The 17896-nt window shown below is 64.7% G+C and carries 15 protein-coding genes; 6 read left to right on the top strand and 9 right to left on the bottom strand.

Annotated elements, in window-relative coordinates; all coding sequences use genetic code 11:
- Positions 1-120 precede the first annotated feature (120 nt).
- From hslU to gshB, 9 genes are all read right to left on the bottom strand, one after another.
- Entirely contained in the window at positions 121-1467 is a 1347-nt protein-coding gene (gene hslU / locus OIU19_RS21330) for an ATP-dependent protease ATPase subunit HslU (RefSeq protein WP_264236673.1), read from the bottom strand.
- A gap of 76 nt (positions 1468-1543) precedes the next feature.
- A complete protein-coding gene (hslV, locus tag OIU19_RS21335) occupies positions 1544-2074 on the bottom strand; it encodes an ATP-dependent protease subunit HslV (protein WP_158458616.1) in 531 nt (176 codons plus the stop codon).
- A gap of 283 nt (positions 2075-2357) precedes the next feature.
- The gene (locus tag OIU19_RS21340) at positions 2358-3629 is read right to left on the bottom strand and encodes a dihydroorotase (protein WP_264236674.1); all 1272 of its coding nucleotides are present in this window, start codon (positions 3627-3629) and stop codon (positions 2358-2360) included.
- Positions 3626-4630 carry an aspartate carbamoyltransferase catalytic subunit gene (locus OIU19_RS21345; protein WP_186557365.1) on the bottom strand — a complete coding sequence of 335 codons (1005 nt, stop codon included), beginning with the start codon at positions 4628-4630 and terminating at the stop codon, positions 3626-3628. The genes OIU19_RS21340 and OIU19_RS21345 overlap by 4 nt, the downstream gene beginning before the upstream one ends.
- Before the next feature lie 12 nt (positions 4631-4642).
- A complete protein-coding gene (pyrR, locus tag OIU19_RS21350; protein WP_264236676.1) occupies positions 4643-5161 on the bottom strand; it encodes a bifunctional pyr operon transcriptional regulator/uracil phosphoribosyltransferase PyrR in 519 nt (172 codons plus the stop codon).
- Between the two features lie 52 nt (positions 5162-5213).
- Entirely contained in the window at positions 5214-5639 is a 426-nt protein-coding gene (gene ruvX / locus OIU19_RS21355; RefSeq protein WP_264236677.1) for a Holliday junction resolvase RuvX, read from the bottom strand.
- On the bottom strand, positions 5639-6208 hold the full coding sequence (locus tag OIU19_RS21360) for a YqgE/AlgH family protein (RefSeq protein WP_264236678.1): 570 nt from the start codon (positions 6206-6208) through the stop codon (positions 5639-5641). The genes ruvX and OIU19_RS21360 overlap by 1 nt, the downstream gene beginning before the upstream one ends.
- A 251-nt stretch (positions 6209-6459) precedes the next feature.
- Complete coding sequence (locus tag OIU19_RS21365) at positions 6460-7359, bottom strand: energy transducer TonB (RefSeq protein ID WP_264236679.1); 900 nt, start codon at positions 7357-7359, stop codon at positions 6460-6462.
- A 91-nt stretch (positions 7360-7450) separates the two neighbouring features.
- Entirely contained in the window at positions 7451-8404 is a 954-nt protein-coding gene (gshB, locus tag OIU19_RS21370; RefSeq protein WP_264236680.1) for a glutathione synthase, read from the bottom strand.
- Between the two features lie 193 nt (positions 8405-8597).
- Here gshB and OIU19_RS21375 point away from each other — a divergent pair, with 193 nt between their 5' ends.
- The 6 genes from OIU19_RS21375 to OIU19_RS21400 are packed head-to-tail and all read left to right on the top strand — an operon-like array spanning position 8598 to position 17786.
- Positions 8598-8999: a PleD family two-component system response regulator gene (locus OIU19_RS21375; RefSeq protein WP_186557370.1), complete on the top strand. Its 402-nt coding sequence runs from the start codon at positions 8598-8600 to the stop codon at positions 8997-8999.
- A gap of 46 nt (positions 9000-9045) precedes the next feature.
- Positions 9046-9411: a twitching motility response regulator PilH gene (pilH, locus tag OIU19_RS21380; RefSeq protein ID WP_186557371.1), complete on the top strand. Its 366-nt coding sequence runs from the start codon at positions 9046-9048 to the stop codon at positions 9409-9411.
- Positions 9408-9962, top strand: a complete 555-nt coding sequence (locus OIU19_RS21385) for a chemotaxis protein CheW (RefSeq protein ID WP_264236681.1) — start codon at positions 9408-9410, stop codon at positions 9960-9962. The genes pilH and OIU19_RS21385 overlap by 4 nt, the downstream gene beginning before the upstream one ends.
- Positions 9963-9972: 10 nt before the next feature.
- Positions 9973-12033 (top strand): methyl-accepting chemotaxis protein, encoded by a 2061-nt coding sequence (locus OIU19_RS21390; protein WP_264236682.1) that lies wholly within the window; start codon positions 9973-9975, stop codon positions 12031-12033.
- A 10-nt stretch (positions 12034-12043) separates the two neighbouring features.
- Positions 12044-17320: an Hpt domain-containing protein gene (locus OIU19_RS21395; RefSeq protein WP_264236683.1), complete on the top strand. Its 5277-nt coding sequence runs from the start codon at positions 12044-12046 to the stop codon at positions 17318-17320.
- Entirely contained in the window at positions 17313-17786 is a 474-nt protein-coding gene (locus tag OIU19_RS21400; RefSeq protein WP_264236684.1) for a chemotaxis protein CheW, read from the top strand. The genes OIU19_RS21395 and OIU19_RS21400 overlap by 8 nt, the downstream gene beginning before the upstream one ends.
- Positions 17787-17896: the final 110 nt, after the last annotated feature.

Here is a 17896-nt window from a genome sequence, read left to right on the forward strand (position 1 = left end):
GTACGCGCCGGTCTTTTAGCGGGCCGCAAAAGTTGCCCCGCGATAGCTGGCGTTGCTGCCGACACTATCGCGGGGCAAGCCCGCTCCCACGCGCCGCTCCCATTACCCTCTGGAGAGGTGTTACAGGATGTAGCGCGACAGATCTTCGTTCTGCGCCAGCTCACCGAGGTGGCTGTTCACATAAGCGGCATCGATGCGGATCGGCGCTTCGTCATGCGCGCTGGCCAGGTCGCCAGCACTGAACGACACCTCTTCGAGCAAACGCTCGAGCAGGGTGTGCAGGCGACGCGCACCGATATTCTCGGTCTTCTCGTTGACCTGATAGGCAATCTCGGCCAGACGCTGGATACCGTCGCTGACGAACTCGATGTTGAGGCCTTCGACCTTGAGCAGCTCGCGATACTGTTCGGTCAGCGAGGCATGCGGCTCTTGCAGGATGCGCTCGAAGTCGCCCGGGGTCAGCGCCTTGAGTTCAACGCGAATCGGCAGACGGCCTTGCAGCTCAGGCACCAGGTCGCTCGGCTTGCTCAGGTGGAACGCGCCAGAAGCGATGAACAGGATGTGGTCGGTCTTGACCATGCCCAGCTTGGTGTTGACGGTGCAGCCTTCGATCAGCGGCAGCAGGTCGCGCTGCACGCCTTCACGGGAGACGTCGGCGCCGCCAACGTTGCCACGCTTGGCAACCTTGTCGATTTCGTCGATGAACACGATACCGTGCTGCTCGACCGCTTCCAGGGCCTTGGCCTTGAGCTCTTCTTCGTTGACCAGGCGGCCCGCTTCTTCTTCGCGGACCATCTTCAGCGCTTCCTTGACCTTGAGCTTGCGCGCTTTGCGCTTGCCCTTGCCCATGTTGGCAAAGAGGCTTTGCAGCTGGTTGGTCATCTCTTCCATGCCGGGTGGCGCGGCGATCTCGACGCCCATGGATTCGGCGACTTCGATCTCGATTTCCTTGTCGTCCAGCTGGCCTTCGCGCAGGCGCTTGCGGAACAGCTGACGGGTGTTGGAGTCGCTGCTCGACTGCGAAGCTTCTTCGGCGAAGCTGCTGGCGCTGCGCGCCTGTGGCAGCAGGGCGTCGAGGATGCGGTCTTCGGCGGCGTCTTCGGCGCGGTGGCGCACGCGAATGATTTCCTGCTCGCGGAGCATCTTCAGCGCAGCGTCGGCCAGGTCACGGATGATCGACTCGACATCACGGCCAACGTAGCCGACTTCGGTGAACTTGGTCGCTTCGACCTTGATGAACGGGGCGTTGGCCAGCTTGGCCAGGCGACGGGCGATTTCGGTCTTGCCGACGCCGGTCGGGCCGATCATCAGGATATTCTTCGGCGTCACTTCAGCGCGCAGCTCGGCAGGTAGCTGCATACGCCGCCAGCGGTTGCGCAGGGCGATGGCCACAGCGCGCTTGGCGTCTTCCTGGCCGATGATGTGGCGGTTGAGTTCGTGGACGATCTCGCGGGGGGTCATGGACATGATCAATGTGGTCCTTGGGCGCAGTGGGTCAGCGTGGGAAAGCCCAACCACCGGGGTTGGGCGCCAAAACAGCTGATCACTCGGCCAGGTCCTGCTCCTCGATGGTCAGGTTGTGATTGGTGAACACGCAGATGTCGCCAGCGATATTCAGGGCGGTCTCGGCGATTTCGCGGGCCGAGAGGTCGGTCTTGTTCAGCAGCGCACGGGCAGCGGCCTGGGCGAAGGCGCCGCCGGAGCCCATGGCGATCAGGCCGTCTTCCGGTTCGACTACGTCACCGTTGCCGGTGATGATCAGCGAAGCGTCCTTGTTGGCCACTGCCAGCATGGCTTCCAGGCGGCTCAAGGAACGATCGGTACGCCATTCCTTAGCCAGCTCGACGGCGGCGCGGACCAGGTGGCCCTGGTGTTTTTCCAGTTGGCCTTCAAAGCGCTCGAACAGGGTGAAGGCATCGGCGGTGGCACCGGCGAAGCCGGCGATGACCTGGCCGTGGTACAGGCGACGAACTTTTTTCGCGTTGCCTTTCATCACGGTGTTGCCGAGGGAAACCTGGCCGTCGCCCGCCATGACGACTTTGCCGTGGCGGCGGACTGAAACGATGGTAGTCAAGGGAGAGTCTCCACGCAGCGGGGCGAAAATGCCTGATGCAGACTCATATGGGGGGAGGGGGGAAGAATTTCAACCGGGGAGGATGAATGGTCGACTAAGGCAGGCCTAGGGTCGTCGGTGCTTTGCCCATTCACTATGGATTGAGTAGGCTGCTTTGGGGTCGCGCTGCGGCCCTTCGCGGGCAAGCCCGCTCCCACAGGTACCGCGCCGTCCATGAGAGCAGCGCCCACCCTGTGGGAGCGGGCTTGCCCGCGAAGGGCCGCAGCGCGGCCCCATTACTGGATCAGGCCTCGTGGCAGACGTGGCCATCGACCAAGGTATAACGCACCGCACTCGGCAGGCAGTGGCCGATGAACGGGCAGTTCTCGCCGCGTGACAGCCATTGTTCGCCAGCTACGGTCGATGCCTTTGGATCGAACAGTACCAGGTCCGCCGCACCGCCGACCTTCAGCTCTCCGGCCGGCAGACGCAGCGCCTGCGCCGGGCCTGTGGTCAGGCGTGCCAGCAGGGTCGGCAGATCGAGCAAGCCGTCTTCGACCAGGGTCATCGCCAGCGGCAGCAACAGCTCGACACTGCTGATACCCGGCTCGGTAGCGCCGAACGGCGCCAGCTTGGCATCGCGCTCGTGCGGTTGGTGATGGCTGGAGATCGCCTGGATAACCCCCGACTTGACCGCCTCGCGCAGACCGTCACGGTCGGCCGCAGTGCGCAGCGGTGGCTGCACGTGGTACAGGCTGGAGAAATCCCGCAGCGCCTCGTCGGTGAGGATCAACTGGTACAGCGCCACATCGGCCGTCACCGGCAGGCCAAGCTCTTGCGCCTGGGCGATCAGCCGCGCGCCACGGGCGCTGGTGATCTGGGTGAAGTGCGCACGCACGCCGGTTTGCTCGACCAGCAGCAGGTTGCGCGCCAGGGCCACGGTTTCGGCACTTTCCGGAATACCCGGCAGGCCGAGGAAGCTGGCCATGGCGCCTTCATGGGCCAGGCCGCCGTGCGACAGGTCGCGATCCTGCGAGTGGAAGACCACGGTCAGGTCGAAAGTCGCGGCGTATTCCAGGGCGCGGGCCAGGGTGCGGTTGTTGGGGATTTCCTTCAAACCGTTGCCGAATGCCACGCAACCGGTGTCGCGCAGGGCGACCAGTTCGGCCAGTTGCTCGCCTTCCAGGCCCTTGGTCAGGGCGCCGATGGGGTAAACCTTGCTGTTGCCGGCCTCGCGGGCGCGGTCCAGCACCAGTTCGGCGACTGCCGAGGTATCCAGCACCGGGCGGGTCTGCGGCGGGCAGCACAGGCTGGTGACGCCACCGGCGACTGCGGCGCGGGTTTCGCTGGCGATGTTGCCCTTGCGGCTGTAGCCCGGCTCGCGCAGGGATACATCGAGGTCGACCAGGCCAGGGGCTGCTACCAGGCCATCGGCCTGGATCGTGCGGCTGGGGCTGAAGCCGGCAGGGGCGGCGCCGAGCGCAACGATCCGGCCGTTTTCCAGGTGCAGGTCGGTGATGGTGTCCAGGCCGCTGCTGGGGTCAATCACCCGGGCGCCAAGAATGCTGATACTCACAGGGCGTTCTCCAGGTCCAGTAGTCGTTGCGCGTTCTGTCCGCTCATGGCCATCGACAGCACGGCCATGCGTACGGCAATACCGTAGGTGACCTGGTTGAGGATCACCGAGTGTTGGCCGTCGGCCACGGCCGATTCGATCTCCACGCCGCGGTTGATCGGGCCAGGGTGCATGACGATGGCATCCGGCTTGGCTCCAGCCAGGCGCGCGGTGGTCAGGCCGAACAGGCGGTAGAACTCACCTTCGCTGGGCAGCAGGCCGCCGGCCATGCGCTCACGCTGCAGGCGCAGCATGATCACCACGTCGACGTCCTTGAGGCCTTCGGCAAGATCGGTATAGACCTTCACCCCGTATTGCTCGATGCCTACTGGAATCAGGGTCTTCGGGCCGATCACGCGGATGTCCGGGCAACCCAGGGCCTTGAGCGCGAGCATGTCCGAGCGGGCCACGCGCGAATGCAGGATGTCGCCGACGATGGCCACCGAGAGGTTCTCGAAGCTGCCTTTGTGGCGACGGATGGTGAGCATGTCGAGCATGCCCTGGGTCGGGTGCGCGTGGCGGCCGTCGCCGCCGTTGATCACTGCCACATCCGGGCAGACGTGTTCGGCGATGAAGTGCGCCGCGCCAGAGTCGGAATGGCGCACGACGAACATGTCGGCGGCCATCGCTTCGAGGTTGCGCAGGGTGTCGAACAGGGTCTCGCCTTTGCTGGTCGAAGAGGTCGACACGTTCAGGCTGATGACGTCGGCCGACAGCCGTTGGGCGGCCAGTTCAAAGGTGGTGCGGGTGCGGGTGGAGTTCTCGAAGAACACGTTGCACACGGTCTTGCCGCGCAGCAACGGGACTTTCTTGACGGCCCGGGCGCCGACTTCGAGGAACGAGTCGGCAGTGTCGAGGATCTCGGTGAGCAGTTCGCGAGGCAAACCGTCGAGCGAGAGGAAGTGGCGCAGCTGGCCCTGATCATTGAGCTGCAGCGGGCGCTTGGCGTCGAATGGCGTCATCGCGGGGGACTCTTAAAGGGCGGAAGCGGTGGCGAGGTCCTGGCGCTCGAGGGCGAGCGGCGTGGGTCCGGTCAATTTTACCCGCTCATGGGCGGCCAGCGACAGGGTGGCACCGAGCACATTGGGCCGGATCGGCAATTCGCCGGCATCCAGGTCCAGCAGGCAGACCAGGGTGACACTGGCGGGGCGGCCATAATCGAACAGTTCGTTGAGCGCGGCGCGAATGGTGCGACCGCTCATCAGCACGTCATCGACCAGCACCAGATGCTGGCCTTCGACTTCAAAGGGCAACTCGGAGGGACGCACCTGCGGGTGCAAGCCGTTCTGGCTGAAATCATCGCGGTAGAACGACACGTCGAGGGTGCCCAGCGGGCTCGTGTCGGCCAGTTCCTGTTGCAGGGCCTGGGCTACCCACACGCCACCGGTACGGATGCCGATGAAGCGTGGCTCGGCAATGGCGCGGCGGGCCAGGTGGGCGCGTAGGTCGACGGCCATCTGCCGGATCAGCTCGGCGGGATTGGGTAGGCTCATTGCGTGCTCCTCGGGGCGCCGGGTTGGCCCGGCGGCAAAGCGAATGAAGGAATCAGGTGTTGGCCTCCAGCCAGCCCTGCAACAGCAGCGCTGCGGCGATGGCGTCGACCGGATTGTCACGGTAGCTGCCGCGCTGGCCGCCACGGGCCATGCGCTCGCCCTTGGCTTCGAAGGTGGTCAGGCGTTCGTCGTGGGTGTGCACCGGCAGGTTGTAGCGCCCGTGCAAACGATTGGCGAATTTTTGCGCGCGGGCGCTCATGTCGCTGGGCGTGCCGTCCATGTTCAATGGCAGGCCGACGACGATGGCATCGGGCTTCCATTCTTTGATCAGTTTTTCTACCTGAGCCCAGTCGGGGATGCCGTCCTGGGCCTTGAGGGTACACAGCTCGCGGGCTTGGCCGGTGATCACCTGGCCCACCGCGACGCCGATCTGTTTGGTGCCGTAGTCAAAACCCAGCAGCAGGCGTAGCTCACTCATCAGGCGTGGCCCGCCTGGCTGGTCAGCAGGCTGAGGTTGATCCCCAGCAGTGCAGCGGCAGCTTCCAGGCGCTGCTCGCTGGCCAGGCCAAAGATGATCTCGGCATCGAACGGGCAGTTGAGCCAGGCGTTGTCGGCCAGCTCCGCTTCCAGTTGACCTGCTTCCCAGCCGGCGTAACCCAAGGTAATCAGGCTCTGTTTCGGCCCGTTGCCTTCAGCGATGGCGAACAGCACATCCTGCGAGGTGGACAACGACAGGCCGTCGAGCTCGATGGTGGCCTGGAAGCTGCGCTCCGGGGTGTGCAGGACGAAGCCGCGGTCGGTTTGTACCGGGCCGCCTTGGTAGATCGGGATCTGCAGGGTGCTGGCAGGCGCCTCATCGTCCGGGCGCAATTGCTCAAGGATGTCGGCCAGGTTCAGCTCCTGGGGCCGGTTGACCACCAGGCCCATGGCGCCATTGGCGTTGTGCTCGACGATGTAGGTCAGGGTCTGGGCAAAGTTCGGATCGGCCATGTGTGGCATGGCGATCAGGAACTGATGCTTGAGGTAACTCGGCGTGAGGTTTTTCATGGGGGATAGTGTGGCGCCAGGTGGCGAGGCTGACAAGGTGCTGCACAGTGTCTCCAGTCCCGACCGCACACTGTCGTGCATTGGATAGGTCATTGGCAGCGCTGCCCGACCTTGTGGGAGCGGGCTTGCCCGCGCAGAGACCGGTTTGAGCACCCTTGTGGATGGCGAGGGCTTCGCCCTCGTTCGCGGGCAAGCCCGCTCCCACAGGGTTGGGTGCCAGATCAACCCATCAGCATGGCTTCAGTGATGGCCTAATTGCTCGACAAGCGGTCACCGCGGGCAAAGCGCCAGGTGCGGATGATCTCCAGGCGGTCGAACTCGGCCAGATCTCCGGTAAACGGCGCAAATGGCGCTGCCAGGCGCACAATGCGTTGGGCGGCCTGGTCGAGCACTGGCTGGCCAGATGACTCCAGGACCAACACCTCATACAGCGAACCATCGCGATTGATCGACACCATCATGCGCAAATTGCCGTAGATCTGCTGGCGGCGGGCATCGTCTGGATAATTGAGGTTGCCGACCCGCTCGACCTTCTTGCGCCATTCCTCTTTGTACCAGGCGCCCTTGTCGCGCATGGTCGAGGCGGCATTGAGGCGGTGGATGCGTGGGCGCTTGGCGTACAGCTGTTGTTCGTTGGACAGCTCTGCCTCAAGGCTGGCGATCTGGCTGGACAGCTGCGAGCTGTCGAAGTCGGGCGTGGCCGCGGCAGGCTTGGGCTGCGGCTTGCTTTCCTTGGGCTTGGGCTCGACCTTGTGCACCTTGCTCGCCTGCGTGGCCACCGCTGACTTGTGTGGCGCCGGCGGAGTCTCGGGCTTGGCCGCAGGGGGCGGGGTGACCTTGTTGATCTTGCTGTCCTGGAACGGTGCAAGCTCGGTGGTCTTGGGCACCGCCTTCTTGTCCAGGGTACCGCTGCCTTGCTGATTGTCCTGGGCCTGGAAGTCGGCCTTCTCGGGCGGTTTCTCGCTCTTGAAGGTGGCCAGGGTGATGTCCATGGTATGGCGGATTTCACTGGGCTTGACCACGGTAAAACCGACGCCAAGGATCAGCGCCAGGTGCACCAGGGCAGCCAGGAACAGGGTAAAGCCGAGCCGATCCACCGAGCGAACGCGGGGTGGCAGCATGTCGGCAGGGATGTCGGCGGGCAGCGTCATCAGGTATCCAGCAACCGCAAAGCGGGGCAGCAGGTCAGGTGAAAAAGACCCGCATCATACCCCACTGCGCGGTTTTGCTCCGCGTTGGTGGTCAGCGCGCCTTGAGCTTGCGATCAATGGCGTCCATCAGTTGCGCACCAATCTGGGTGCCAAAGGCGTTGTCGATCTCGCGGATGCAGGTCGGGCTGGTGACGTTGATCTCGGTCAGGTGCTCGCCGATTACGTCCAGGCCGACGAACAGCAGGCCCTTCTCACGCAGGGTCGGGCCGACCTGGGCGGCAATCCAGCGGTCGCGCTCGGTCAACGGGCGCGCCTCGCCACGGCCACCGGCAGCCAGGTTGCCACGGGTCTCGCCGCTGGCCGGAATGCGCGCCAGGCAGTATGGCACTGGCTCGCCGTCGATCATCAGGATGCGCTTGTCGCCATCCTTGATCGCCGGCAGGTAGGCCTGGGCCATGATCTGCTGGCTGCCCAGCGCAGTCAGGGTCTCAAGAATCACCGACAAGTTGGGGTCGCCGACTCGGTGGCGGAAGATCGAGGTGCCGCCCATGCCATCCAGCGGCTTGAGGATCACATCGCCATGCTCGGCGGCGAATTGGCGAATGATGTCCGGGCGACGGCTGACCAAGGTCGGCGGGGTGCACTGCGGGAACAGCGTGGCGAACAGCTTTTCGTTGCAATCGCGCAGGCTCTGCGGGCGGTTGACCACCAGTACGCCGGCGGCCTCGGCCTGCTCCAGCAGGTAGGTGCTGTAGACGAACTCCATGTCGAACGGCGGATCCTTGCGCATCAGGATCACATCCAGGTCGCTCAGCGGCAGATCGGCTTCGGCGTCCAGCTCGAACCAGTGCGCCGGGTCGGCGAACACCTTGAGCCCGCGCACCTTGGCGCGGGCCACGCCCTGGTTCTGGTAGAGGTCCTGCTGTTCCATGTAGAACAGCGTCCAGCCGCGCTCCTGGGCTGCCAGCAGCATGGCCAGCGAGCTGTCTTTTTTGTAGGAGATGGACGCGATGGGGTCCATGACAATCCCGAGGCGAACGCTCATCGGTAGTTTCCTCTTGGCGGCGCCTGGCCGCGATGACTGGAAAGAAAAGTGGCTCAGGGTGGCGCCGCACGCGTGGATGGTCAAGGGGTGCAGCAGATGGAATGGCCACCCGGAGTGTGCTAAAAATGCCTGCATAGGCCTTCGGGCGATTCAATCGCGGGCAAGCCTCGCGATAAGCGGACTCAACGCGATTATGGAACAACCCCTGAAGGTGATGGTGATCGACGACTCGCGCACGATCCGCCGCACCGCCCAGATGCTGCTGAGCGAAGCCGGCTGTGAGGTGATCACCGCCAGCGACGGTTTCGATGCGCTGGCCAAGATCGTCGACCACATGCCACGGATCATCTTCGTCGATGTGCTGATGCCGCGCCTGGACGGTTACCAGACCTGCGCCGTGATCAAGCACAACAGCGCCTTCAAGGACACCCCGGTGATCCTGCTGTCGTCACGCGACGGCCTGTTCGACAAGGCCCGCGGGCGGGTGGTCGGCTCCGATCAATTCTTGACCAAACCCTTCAGCAAAGAAGAACTGCTCGATGCGATCAGGGCGCATGTGCCCGAATTCGCCGCGCAGGAACAACACGCACCCTGACCCCGCCGGTGCTGGCGGCGTCACTTTTCCTTGATGGGGAAACAGCATGGCCCGAGTTCTGATTGTCGACGACTCGCCGACAGAGTTGCACAAACTGACCGCAATACTGGTAAAGCATGGCCATGAGGTCCTTAAAGCGGAAAACGGCGCCAACGGCGTAGCCCTGGCCCGTCAGGAGAAGCCCGACGTGGTCCTGATGGATATCGTCATGCCGATCCTCAATGGTTTCCAGGCCACTCGCCAGCTGGCCAAGGACCCGGCGACCAGCGCCATTCCGGTGATTGTCATCACCGCCAAAGACCAGGATACCGACCGCATCTGGGCATCGCGTCAGGGCGCCCGTGATTTTCTGATCAAGCCGGTGGAAGAAGAGGCGCTGATCGCCAAACTCAAAGAAGTGCTCGCAGGTTGACCACCCGCCCGCAAGGCGCGTCGCTGACCGCCTTCGAGTTGCTGCTGGATATCGACCGGCGCTGCCGCCTGCTGGTGGCCGACCAGCCGTTGCAGGACAACCGCTTGCAGCAGTGGAGCGGGATCGGTTTTCGGATTGCCGGGCAGTGGTTCGTGGCGCCGATGGGCGAAGTCGCCGAAGTCTTGCGTGAGCCGCGCAGCAGCCGTGTGCCGGGGGTGCAACCGTGGGTCTGCGGCGTTGCCAACCTGCGTGGACGGCTGCTGCCGGTGATGGACCTGAGCAGCTTCTTCGGCCTCGGCCCGGTAGCGCCCGGCAAGCAGCGGCGCGTGCTGGTGTTGGACCACGAAGACCTGTTCGCCGGGCTGTTGGTCGATGAGGTGCTGGGTTTGCAGCACTTCACCCTGAGCAGCCTCGACCTGTCGCCGCCGCAGCCGCTGTTGCGCGCCGCTGCACCGTTCGTTCAGGGGCATTTCCCGCGGGAGCGCAATTGGGCGATCTTCAGTCCGTTCGCCCTGGCCCAGGCGCCAGGCTTTCTTGATGTAGCGTTGTAGAGGATCGACCGTGAACAAGCCCGCCAGCCCCGTCACTCCACCCGCCGTGACTGCGCGTGCGCGCAGCAGTGCGCAGATCACCGTGCTGTTCGTGGTGCTGATCCTGTCGATCGTCTTGCTGTTCGCCAACTTCGCCTACCTCAATACCCAGTCCAACTACGACAAGCAGTACATCGGCCATGCCGGCGAGCTGCGCGTGCTGTCCCAGCGCATCGCCAAGAACGCCACCGAGGCTGCCGCAGGCAAGGCCCTGGCGTTCAGGTTGCTGTCGGATGCGCGCAACGACTTCGAGCGTCGCTGGAGTTACCTGCGCGAAGGCGACAAGACCACGGCGTTGCCAGCAGCTCCGGCGAAAATGCGCGATGAAATGGAGGCGGTCCGCCAGGATTGGGAAAACCTGCGTAAGAACACCGACACCATCCTGGCCAGCGAGCAGACCGTATTGTCGCTGCACCAGGTGGCGGCGACCCTGGCCGAAACCGTGCCGCAGTTGCAGGTCGAGTACGAAAAGGTGGTGGAAATCCTCCTGCAGAGCGGCGCGCCCGCCAGTCAGGTGGCGGTGGCTCAGCGTCAGTTGCTGTTGGCTGAGCGCATTCTCGGTTCGGTTAACACCGTGCTGGCCGGCGATGACACTGCGGTGCAGGCAGCAGACGCCTTTGGCCGCGATGCCAGTCGCTTCGGTCAGGTGCTCGAAGGCATGCTCGGCGGCAACCCGGCGATCCAGGTCACCCGGGTCGAGGATGCCGACGCTCGCGCGCGGCTGGCCGAGATCGCCGAGTTGTTCCAGTTCGTAGCCGGCAGCGTTGATGAGATCCTCCAGACCTCGCCTGAGCTGTTTCGCGTGCGCGAGGCCGCGAGCAACATCTTCAGCCTGTCGCAGACCTTGCTCGATGAGGCCTCGCACCTGGCCAACGGTTTCGAGAACCTGGCCAACGGGCGCACCCTGGATACTGTCGGCGGCTACGTACTGGGCCTGATTGCCCTGGCCTCGATCATCCTCATCGGTTCGGTGATGGTTCGTGCCACTAACCGCCAGCTGCGCGAAACCGCCGAGAAGAACGAACGCAACCAGCAGGCGATCATGCGCCTGCTCGATGAAATCGAAGAACTGGCCGACGGCGACCTGACCGTGACGGTTTCGGTAACCGAGGACTTCACCGGAGCGATCGCCGACTCGATCAACTATTCCGTCGACCAGTTGCGCGACCTGGTCGCGACCATCATCCACAGCGCCGTGCAAGTGGCCGCTGCGGTACAAGACACGCAAAACACTGCCCGACAGTTGGCCAAGGCCTCCGAGCACCAGGCCGACCAGATCAGCGAAGCGTCGCTGGCGGTCGGCGACATGGTCGAGTCGATCGACCGCGTATCGGCACATGCCTATGAGTCGGCCAAGGTCGCCGAGCGGTCGGTGGCCATCGCCAACAAGGGCAACGAGGTGGTGCACAACACCATCCAAGGCATGGACAACATCCGCGAGCAGATCCAGGACACCGCCAAACGCATCAAGCGCCTAGGGGAGTCGTCGCAGGAGATCGGCGATATCGTCAGCCTGATCGACGACATTGCCGAGCAGACCAACATCCTCGCGCTCAACGCCGCGATCCAGGCCTCGCTGGCCGGGGAGGCGGGGCGCGGGTTTGCGGTGGTCGCCGACGAAGTGCAGCGCCTGGCTGAGCGCTCCTCGTCGGCCACCCGTCAGATCGAAGCGCTGGTGCGTACCATCCAGAATGACACCAACGAGGCGGTGATTTCCATGGAGCAGACCACCGCCGAGGTGGTACGTGGTGCGCGCCTGGCGCAGGATGCCGGGGTTGCCTTGGCTGAAATCGAGGGCGTTTCGCAGACGTTAGCAGATCTTATCCACAGTATCTCTGACGCCGCTCAGTTGCAGACTTCATCGGCCGGGCAGATTTCCCACACCATGGCGGTGATCCAGCAAATCACCGCGCAGACCTCCGCCGGCTCCGGTGCCACCGCCGACAGCATTCGCCACCTGGCGCGCATGGCCAGTGAGATGCGCCGCTCGGTTTCCGGTTTCACCCTGCCGGCACCCGCCGAGCCGCGTTGAGGAATCACCCATGGCCTCTGCCGCAGTGAGCCCCGAACGCCACGACACGGTCGCCCTGGCCTGGACCAAGGCGCCGATTCTCGATTGCCTGGCGCAGGCGCGCCAGGCCCTGGAGCGCTTTGCCGGCGACCCCGGCGATCTGTCGATGCTGACCTTCTTTGTGGATAACCTGCACCAGGTGCATGGCTGCCTGCGCATGCTTGAGCTGCGTGGCGCAACGCGTTTGGCCGAAGAACTCGAGCTGCTTGGCCGGGCCATGGCTGACGGCCAGATCACCCCGCGGGGCGATTGCCTGGGCGCGATGTTCCGTGGTCTGGAGCAGCTGCCGCCGTATCTTGAACGCCTGCGCGGCGCCCGCCATGACCTGCCGCTGGTCATGCTGCCGCTGCTCAACCGTCTGCGCGAGTGTCGCGGCGTCGAGGCCTTGGCCCAGGGCAGCCTGATGGGCGAAGCGGCGCAGCGCCTGGCTGGCGCGGCGGATCTGGCCGACCTCGACTTGTCGCTGGGCAACTGGCGCGAACAATTGCAGGCCGGTCAAGGCCGCGATGCCCTGCGCTCGGTGGTCAGCGCGCTGTGCGACGACCTCATGCGCATCAAGGATTGCCTGGACCAATTCGTGCGCGGCGAGCAGTCGCGTGAGCAACTCGATGCCCTGGTATCGCCGTTGCGCCAGGTCGCCGATACCTTGGCGGTGCTGAATTTCCAACAGCCGCGGCGGGTGATCATCGACCAGGTGCTGGCCTTGCAGGCCCTGGCCCAAGACCAGCAACCGGTGGATGATGCGCTGTTGATGGACGTCGCCGGGGCGCTGCTGTACGTCGAGGCGACCCTCAACGGCATGGTTGGCCCGTTGGAAGAGAGTGGCCAAGGCAGCATGCCGGGCTCGGACCTGGCACAGATTCGCCAGCAGGTGCTGAGCGAAGCGGTATCGGTGCTGCAGCAGGCCAAGGACCTGATCGGCGACTGCCTTGAATCCGGCTGGCCCCGCCAGCGCTTGCAGGCGCTGCCGGGCTTGCTGCACCAGGTGCGCGGGGCACTGTCGATGCTCATGCTGCCTGCCGCCGCCGAGCTGTTCGCTGGCGCGGCAGGCTATGTGCAAGGCTGGCTGGCGCACCTGGACGAAGAGCCGCCGCAGGCTGAACTGACCCACCTGGCCGACGCCCTCAGCGCTGGCGAATGCTACCTGCAATGGCGGGTGGCCGACCCGCTGGCCGATGCTCAGCCATTCATTGAAATGGCCCGTGCCAGCCTGGCTGCGCTGGGTGTGACTTGCCGCATTGGCGGGCTGGCCGATGAGGTCGAGGAAATCGATGCCGAGCTGCGCGAGGTGTTTCTCGAAGAAGCCAACGAGCTGTTGCCAGACCTTGAGCGGCACTGGCTGCGCTGGCGCGCCGACAACAGCTTGCGCGACGCCCTGATCGAAGTCCGGCGTGCGCTGCATACGCTCAAGGGCAGTGGGCGGATGGTCCATGCCCAGGCACTCGCCGAATTGGCCTGGGGGGCCGAACACCTGATCAACCGCGCGCTGGAAGGACGGGTGAGCCTGGCGGGCGAGGGTGTGGTTGCCTTGCAGCAGGTGTTCGTGCGTTTGCCAGACCTGCTCGCTGATTTTGCCGTCGGCCATCTGCCGCCGCTGGCCGAAGTCGAGCCGTTGTCGGCGCACTTGCATGGCTTGGCCAACAACCAGGCCAGCAGCGCCGCCGAAGTAGACGGGCTCGACCCGCAGCTGCTGGAGATCTTCCGTAACGAGGCCCAGGGCCACATGGCCAGCCTCGAGGCGTTTTTGCAGGAGACGCATGGCCAGGACACACCGGTCAGCGACAGCTTGCAGCGCGCCCTGCACACGCTCAAGGGCAGCGCCGCGATGGCCGGGGTGATGCCGATCGCCGAGCTGGCCACCGCCTTCGACCGCCTTGCGCGAGAATACAAAGGCCACCAGCTGCCGTTGCAGCTGGCCGAGATCGACTGGCTGGAAGCGGGGCGCACGCTGTTCCAGTTGGGCCTGAGCCAACTGGGCAGCACGCCGCTGGCAGCCATTCCCGGCGCTGCCGAGCTGATCGAGCAAGTCGGTCAAGGTGTCGATGGCCGTTTGGCCAGCTTGCAGGACGAGCCCCATCACAGTCGCCGGCGCCGCGACCCTCAGCTGATCGCTAACTTCCTCGCCCAGGGCATGGACATCCTGCTCGATGCCGAGTCGTTGCTATCGAGCTGGCAGCAGCATCCGGGGCAACGCCAGGCGCTGGAGACCCTGCTCGACGAGCTGACCACGCTCAGCCATGGCGCCCACCTGGCGGATCTGTGGCAGCTGGATGAGCTCTGCGAAGGCCTGCTCGATCTGTACGGGGCGGTGGAAGAGGGCAGCCTGGCGGCTGACCCAGCGTTCTTTGCCCAGGCCCAACAAGCCCATGACGCGCTGATCGACATGCTCGACGAGGTCGCTGCCGGGCAGGAAGTGACCCCGCGTCCAGAACGCCTCGATGCCCTGCGCGCGCTGTTGGACACGGCGCTGGCGCCTGATGCTACCGGGCTGGTCGGGCGCGACGGGGTTACGGCATTGCCGACTGTGGACAGCAGCGCGGAACCGGCGTTGGTGCAACTGTTTCTCGAAGAGGCCGGGGATATCCTCGACAGTGCCGACCAGGCGCTGCAGCAGTGGCAGCAGGACAGCGAAAGCGCGTCGAACCTGTCGGCGTTGCAGCATGAGGTGCAAACCCTCAAGGGCGGCGCGCAGATGGCTGCGGTAGGCGCGGTGGAGATTCTCGCCCAGGAGCTGGCGCTGCTCTACGAGGGCCTGGTGGATCGCCGCCTGGGCCCCAGCGCGGCGCTGTTCGAGCTGCTCAAGCGCAGCCATGCGGCGCTGGCCGAGATGCTCGAAAGCCTGCGCGAGGGGCAATCACCAGCCTCGGCGGTAGGGCTGCTCGCGCAGCTGCGTGAGTTTCGCCATGCGCCTGCGCCCGCCGAACTGTCAGAATCGCCGCCAGAGGTCGACAGCCCTGGCGACAAGGAACTGCTCGACGTGTTCCTCGAAGAGAGCTCCGACATCGTCGAAAGCTCTGCCGCCGCGCTGGCGCGTCTGCAGGCCGATCCGCGCAGTAGCGTCGAAGTCGAAACCCTGCTGCGTGACCTGCACACGCTCAAGGGCGGCGCACGTATGGTCGAGATCGCCGCCATTGGCGACCTCGCCCACGAACTGGAATTTCTTTACGAATTGCTCGCCGCTGGGCGTTTGCCCGCGACTCCGGCGCTGTTCTCGCTGCTGCAAAACTGCCACGACCGCCTGGCGCACATGCTCGATGCGGTGCGCCTGGGCCAGCCGTTGCATGCTGCCACGGCGCTGATCGACTACATCCGCAACTTCAGCAGCGCCGCCCTGACTGACAGTGTGGCCAGCCAGGGCCCAGCCGACATTACCCCTGCCGAAGCCCCGGTTGCCGCTGCGGAGCGTGCGCCGGGCGACATGGTCAAGGTCGATGCCGAGCTGCTCGATGACTTGGGCAACCTGGCGGGTGAGCATTCGGTGATCCGTGGGCGCATTGAGCAACAGGTCAACGACGCCCAATTCGCCCTCAACGAGATGGAAACCACCCTTGAGCGGATGCGCGACCAACTGCTGCGCCTGGACATCGAGACCCAGGGGCGCATGTCCAGCCGCTACCAGGCCGAGGGCGACGCCTACGATGACTTCGACCCCCTGGAGATGGACCGCCACTCACAGTTGCAGCAGTTGTCGCGAGCGCTGTTCGAGTCGGCCTCGGACCTGCTCGATCTGAAGGAAACCCTGACCCAGCGTGCTCAGGAAGCGCAAAGCCTCCTGCAACAGCAGGCGCGGGTCAATAGCCAGTTGCAAGAGGGCCTGACCGCCACCTTGATGGTGCCGTTCGAGCGCCTGGTGCCGCGTTTGCAGCGGGTAGTGCGGCAAGTGGCCAGCGAGCTTGGCAAGCAAGTCGAGCTGGTGGTTGGCAATGCTGAGGGCGAGCTCGATCGCAGCGTCCTGGAGCGCATGGTGGCGCCGCTGGAGCATATGCTGCGCAACGCCGTCGACCATGGCCTGGAGTCGCGTGAAGTGCGCCTGGCGGCGGGCAAGCCGGAGCTGGGCACGATTCATCTGAACCTGCTGCACGAAGGCGCCGACATCGTCATCGAAATGAGCGATGACGGCGCAGGGGTGCCCTTGGCTGCGGTGCGCGACAAGGCCATCAAGCGCGGCTTGCTCGACCCGCAAGCGCGCTTGAGCGATCACGAGATCCTGCAGTTCATCCTGCGGCCAGGCTTCTCCACGGCGGAAAAGATCACGCAAATTTCCGGGCGTGGCTTGGGCATGGATGTGGTCCACGAAGAGGTCAAGCAGCTCGGCGGCTCGATGAGTATCGAATCCAGCCCAGGCAAAGGCGCACGCTTCCTGATTCGCCTGCCGTTCACCGTGTCGATCAACCGGGCGTTGATGGTGCACCTGGGGGATGAGCAATACGCGATCCCGCTCAACACCATCGAAGGCATCGTGCGCGTGCCGCCGGCCGAGCTTGCCGCCTGCTACCAGTTGGAGGCGCCGCGTTACGTGTATGCCGGTCATGCCTATCAGTTGCGCTATCTCGGCGAGCTGTTGCAAGGCGGCAGTGCGCGGCCAAGCCTGCTCGGGCAAAGCGTGCCGCTGCCGGTGGTGCTGGTGCATTCGCATGAGGAGTCATTCGCCATCCAGGTGGACAGCCTGTCGCCGAGCCGCGAGATCGTGGTCAAGAGTCTGGGGCCGCAGTTCGCTGCTGTACCTGGCCTGTCTGGGGCAACCTTGCTCGGCGATGGCCGGGTGGTGCTGATTCTCGATCTGCTCGGTCAGCTACGGGGCCAGCAGCGGCGTCTGGCGCGTCTGCCGGGCGGTAATGATCGCCAGCAGCAGTTGTTCGGCCCTGCGCCGCGTCAGCGTTTGTTGATCATGGTGGTGGACGACTCGGTGACCGTGCGCAAGGTTACCAGCCGCTTGCTCGAGCGCCACGGCATGAGCGTGCTGACCGCCAAGGATGGCCTCGATGCCATGGCCCTGCTCGAAGAGCATCGGCCAGATGTGTTGTTGCTGGACATCGAGATGCCGCGCATGGACGGTTTCGAAGTGGCCACGCGGATCCGCCGCGACCAGCGCCTGAAAGATCTGCCGATCATCATGATCACCTCGCGCAGCGGCCAGAAGCACCGCGACCGGGCCATGGCCATCGGCGTCAATGATTACCTCGGCAAGCCGTATCAGGAATCGGTGTTGCTGCAGAGCATCGCTCACTGGAGCCAATCGCATGCTTGAACATATTGCCGGTCAGCGCAGCACCTTGACCGGGCTGCTGTTACCGCTGGGCGATCGCACCCTGGTGTTGCCCAATGTCGCGGTGGCCGAATTGATTGGCCAGCGTGCGCTGTCGTGCCAGATCGGCGAGCCGCGTTGGCACCTGGGCTGGATCGACTGGCGTCAGCAGCGCTTGCCGTTGATTGGCTTCGAGGCTGCCTGTGGTGCAGAGACCGTGTGCGGCGAGCGGGCGCGGATTGTCGTGCTCAATGCGCTGGGCGATACCGGCCTACGTTACCTGGCGCTGTTGCTGCAGGACATTCCGCGTTCGTGCAAGCTCGACAGCCAGCTGAATTATGTCGATGTGCCGCTTAGCGAACTGGAACTGGCGGCGGTGCAGGTAGCCGAGCAGGTGGCGCGGGTGCCGGATCTGGTGGGGCTGGAGCGCATGGTGCGTGACGCGGATCTGCAACCTATTGCGGGTTAGGATAGGGCGTCAAACTTGAAACCGCGTCGCCCTTTTCGCGGGCAAGCCGGCTCCCACAGACAGCGTTGGCTTGGGCTTTCGCTCACCCTGTAAAGGATGTCCCCGGGCTC

Source organism: Pseudomonas sp. BT-42-2 (genome assembly GCF_025847435.2).
Taxonomy (GTDB): domain Bacteria; phylum Pseudomonadota; class Gammaproteobacteria; order Pseudomonadales; family Pseudomonadaceae; genus Aquipseudomonas; species Aquipseudomonas urmiensis.

What these genes read in the sequence shown, in the direction of transcription:
- hslU (WP_264236673.1), bottom strand. Translation starts at nt 1,467, where the DNA reads ATGTCCATGACCCCCCGCGAGATCGTCCACGAACTCAACCGCCACATC.
- OIU19_RS21345 (WP_186557365.1), bottom strand. Translation starts at nt 4,630, where the DNA reads ATGACGCCATTCGACGCCAAGCGCCCGCTGCAGCTCAATGATCAGGGC.
- pyrR (WP_264236676.1), bottom strand. Translation starts at nt 5,161, where the DNA reads ATGAGCCTACCCAATCCCGCCGAGCTGATCCGGCAGATGGCCGTCGAC.
- ruvX (WP_264236677.1), bottom strand. Translation starts at nt 5,639, where the DNA reads ATGAGTGAGCTACGCCTGCTGCTGGGTTTTGACTACGGCACCAAACAG.
- OIU19_RS21360 (WP_264236678.1), bottom strand. Translation starts at nt 6,208, where the DNA reads ATGAAAAACCTCACGCCGAGTTACCTCAAGCATCAGTTCCTGATCGCC.
- OIU19_RS21365 (WP_264236679.1), bottom strand. Translation starts at nt 7,359, where the DNA reads ATGACGCTGCCCGCCGACATCCCTGCCGACATGCTGCCACCCCGCGTT.
- gshB (WP_264236680.1), bottom strand. Translation starts at nt 8,404, where the DNA reads ATGAGCGTTCGCCTCGGGATTGTCATGGACCCCATCGCGTCCATCTCC.
- OIU19_RS21375 (WP_186557370.1), top strand. Translation starts at nt 8,598, where the DNA reads ATGGAACAACCCCTGAAGGTGATGGTGATCGACGACTCGCGCACGATC.
- pilH (WP_186557371.1), top strand. Translation starts at nt 9,046, where the DNA reads ATGGCCCGAGTTCTGATTGTCGACGACTCGCCGACAGAGTTGCACAAA.
- OIU19_RS21395 (WP_264236683.1), top strand. Translation starts at nt 12,044, where the DNA reads ATGGCCTCTGCCGCAGTGAGCCCCGAACGCCACGACACGGTCGCCCTG.
- OIU19_RS21400 (WP_264236684.1), top strand. Translation starts at nt 17,313, where the DNA reads ATGCTTGAACATATTGCCGGTCAGCGCAGCACCTTGACCGGGCTGCTG.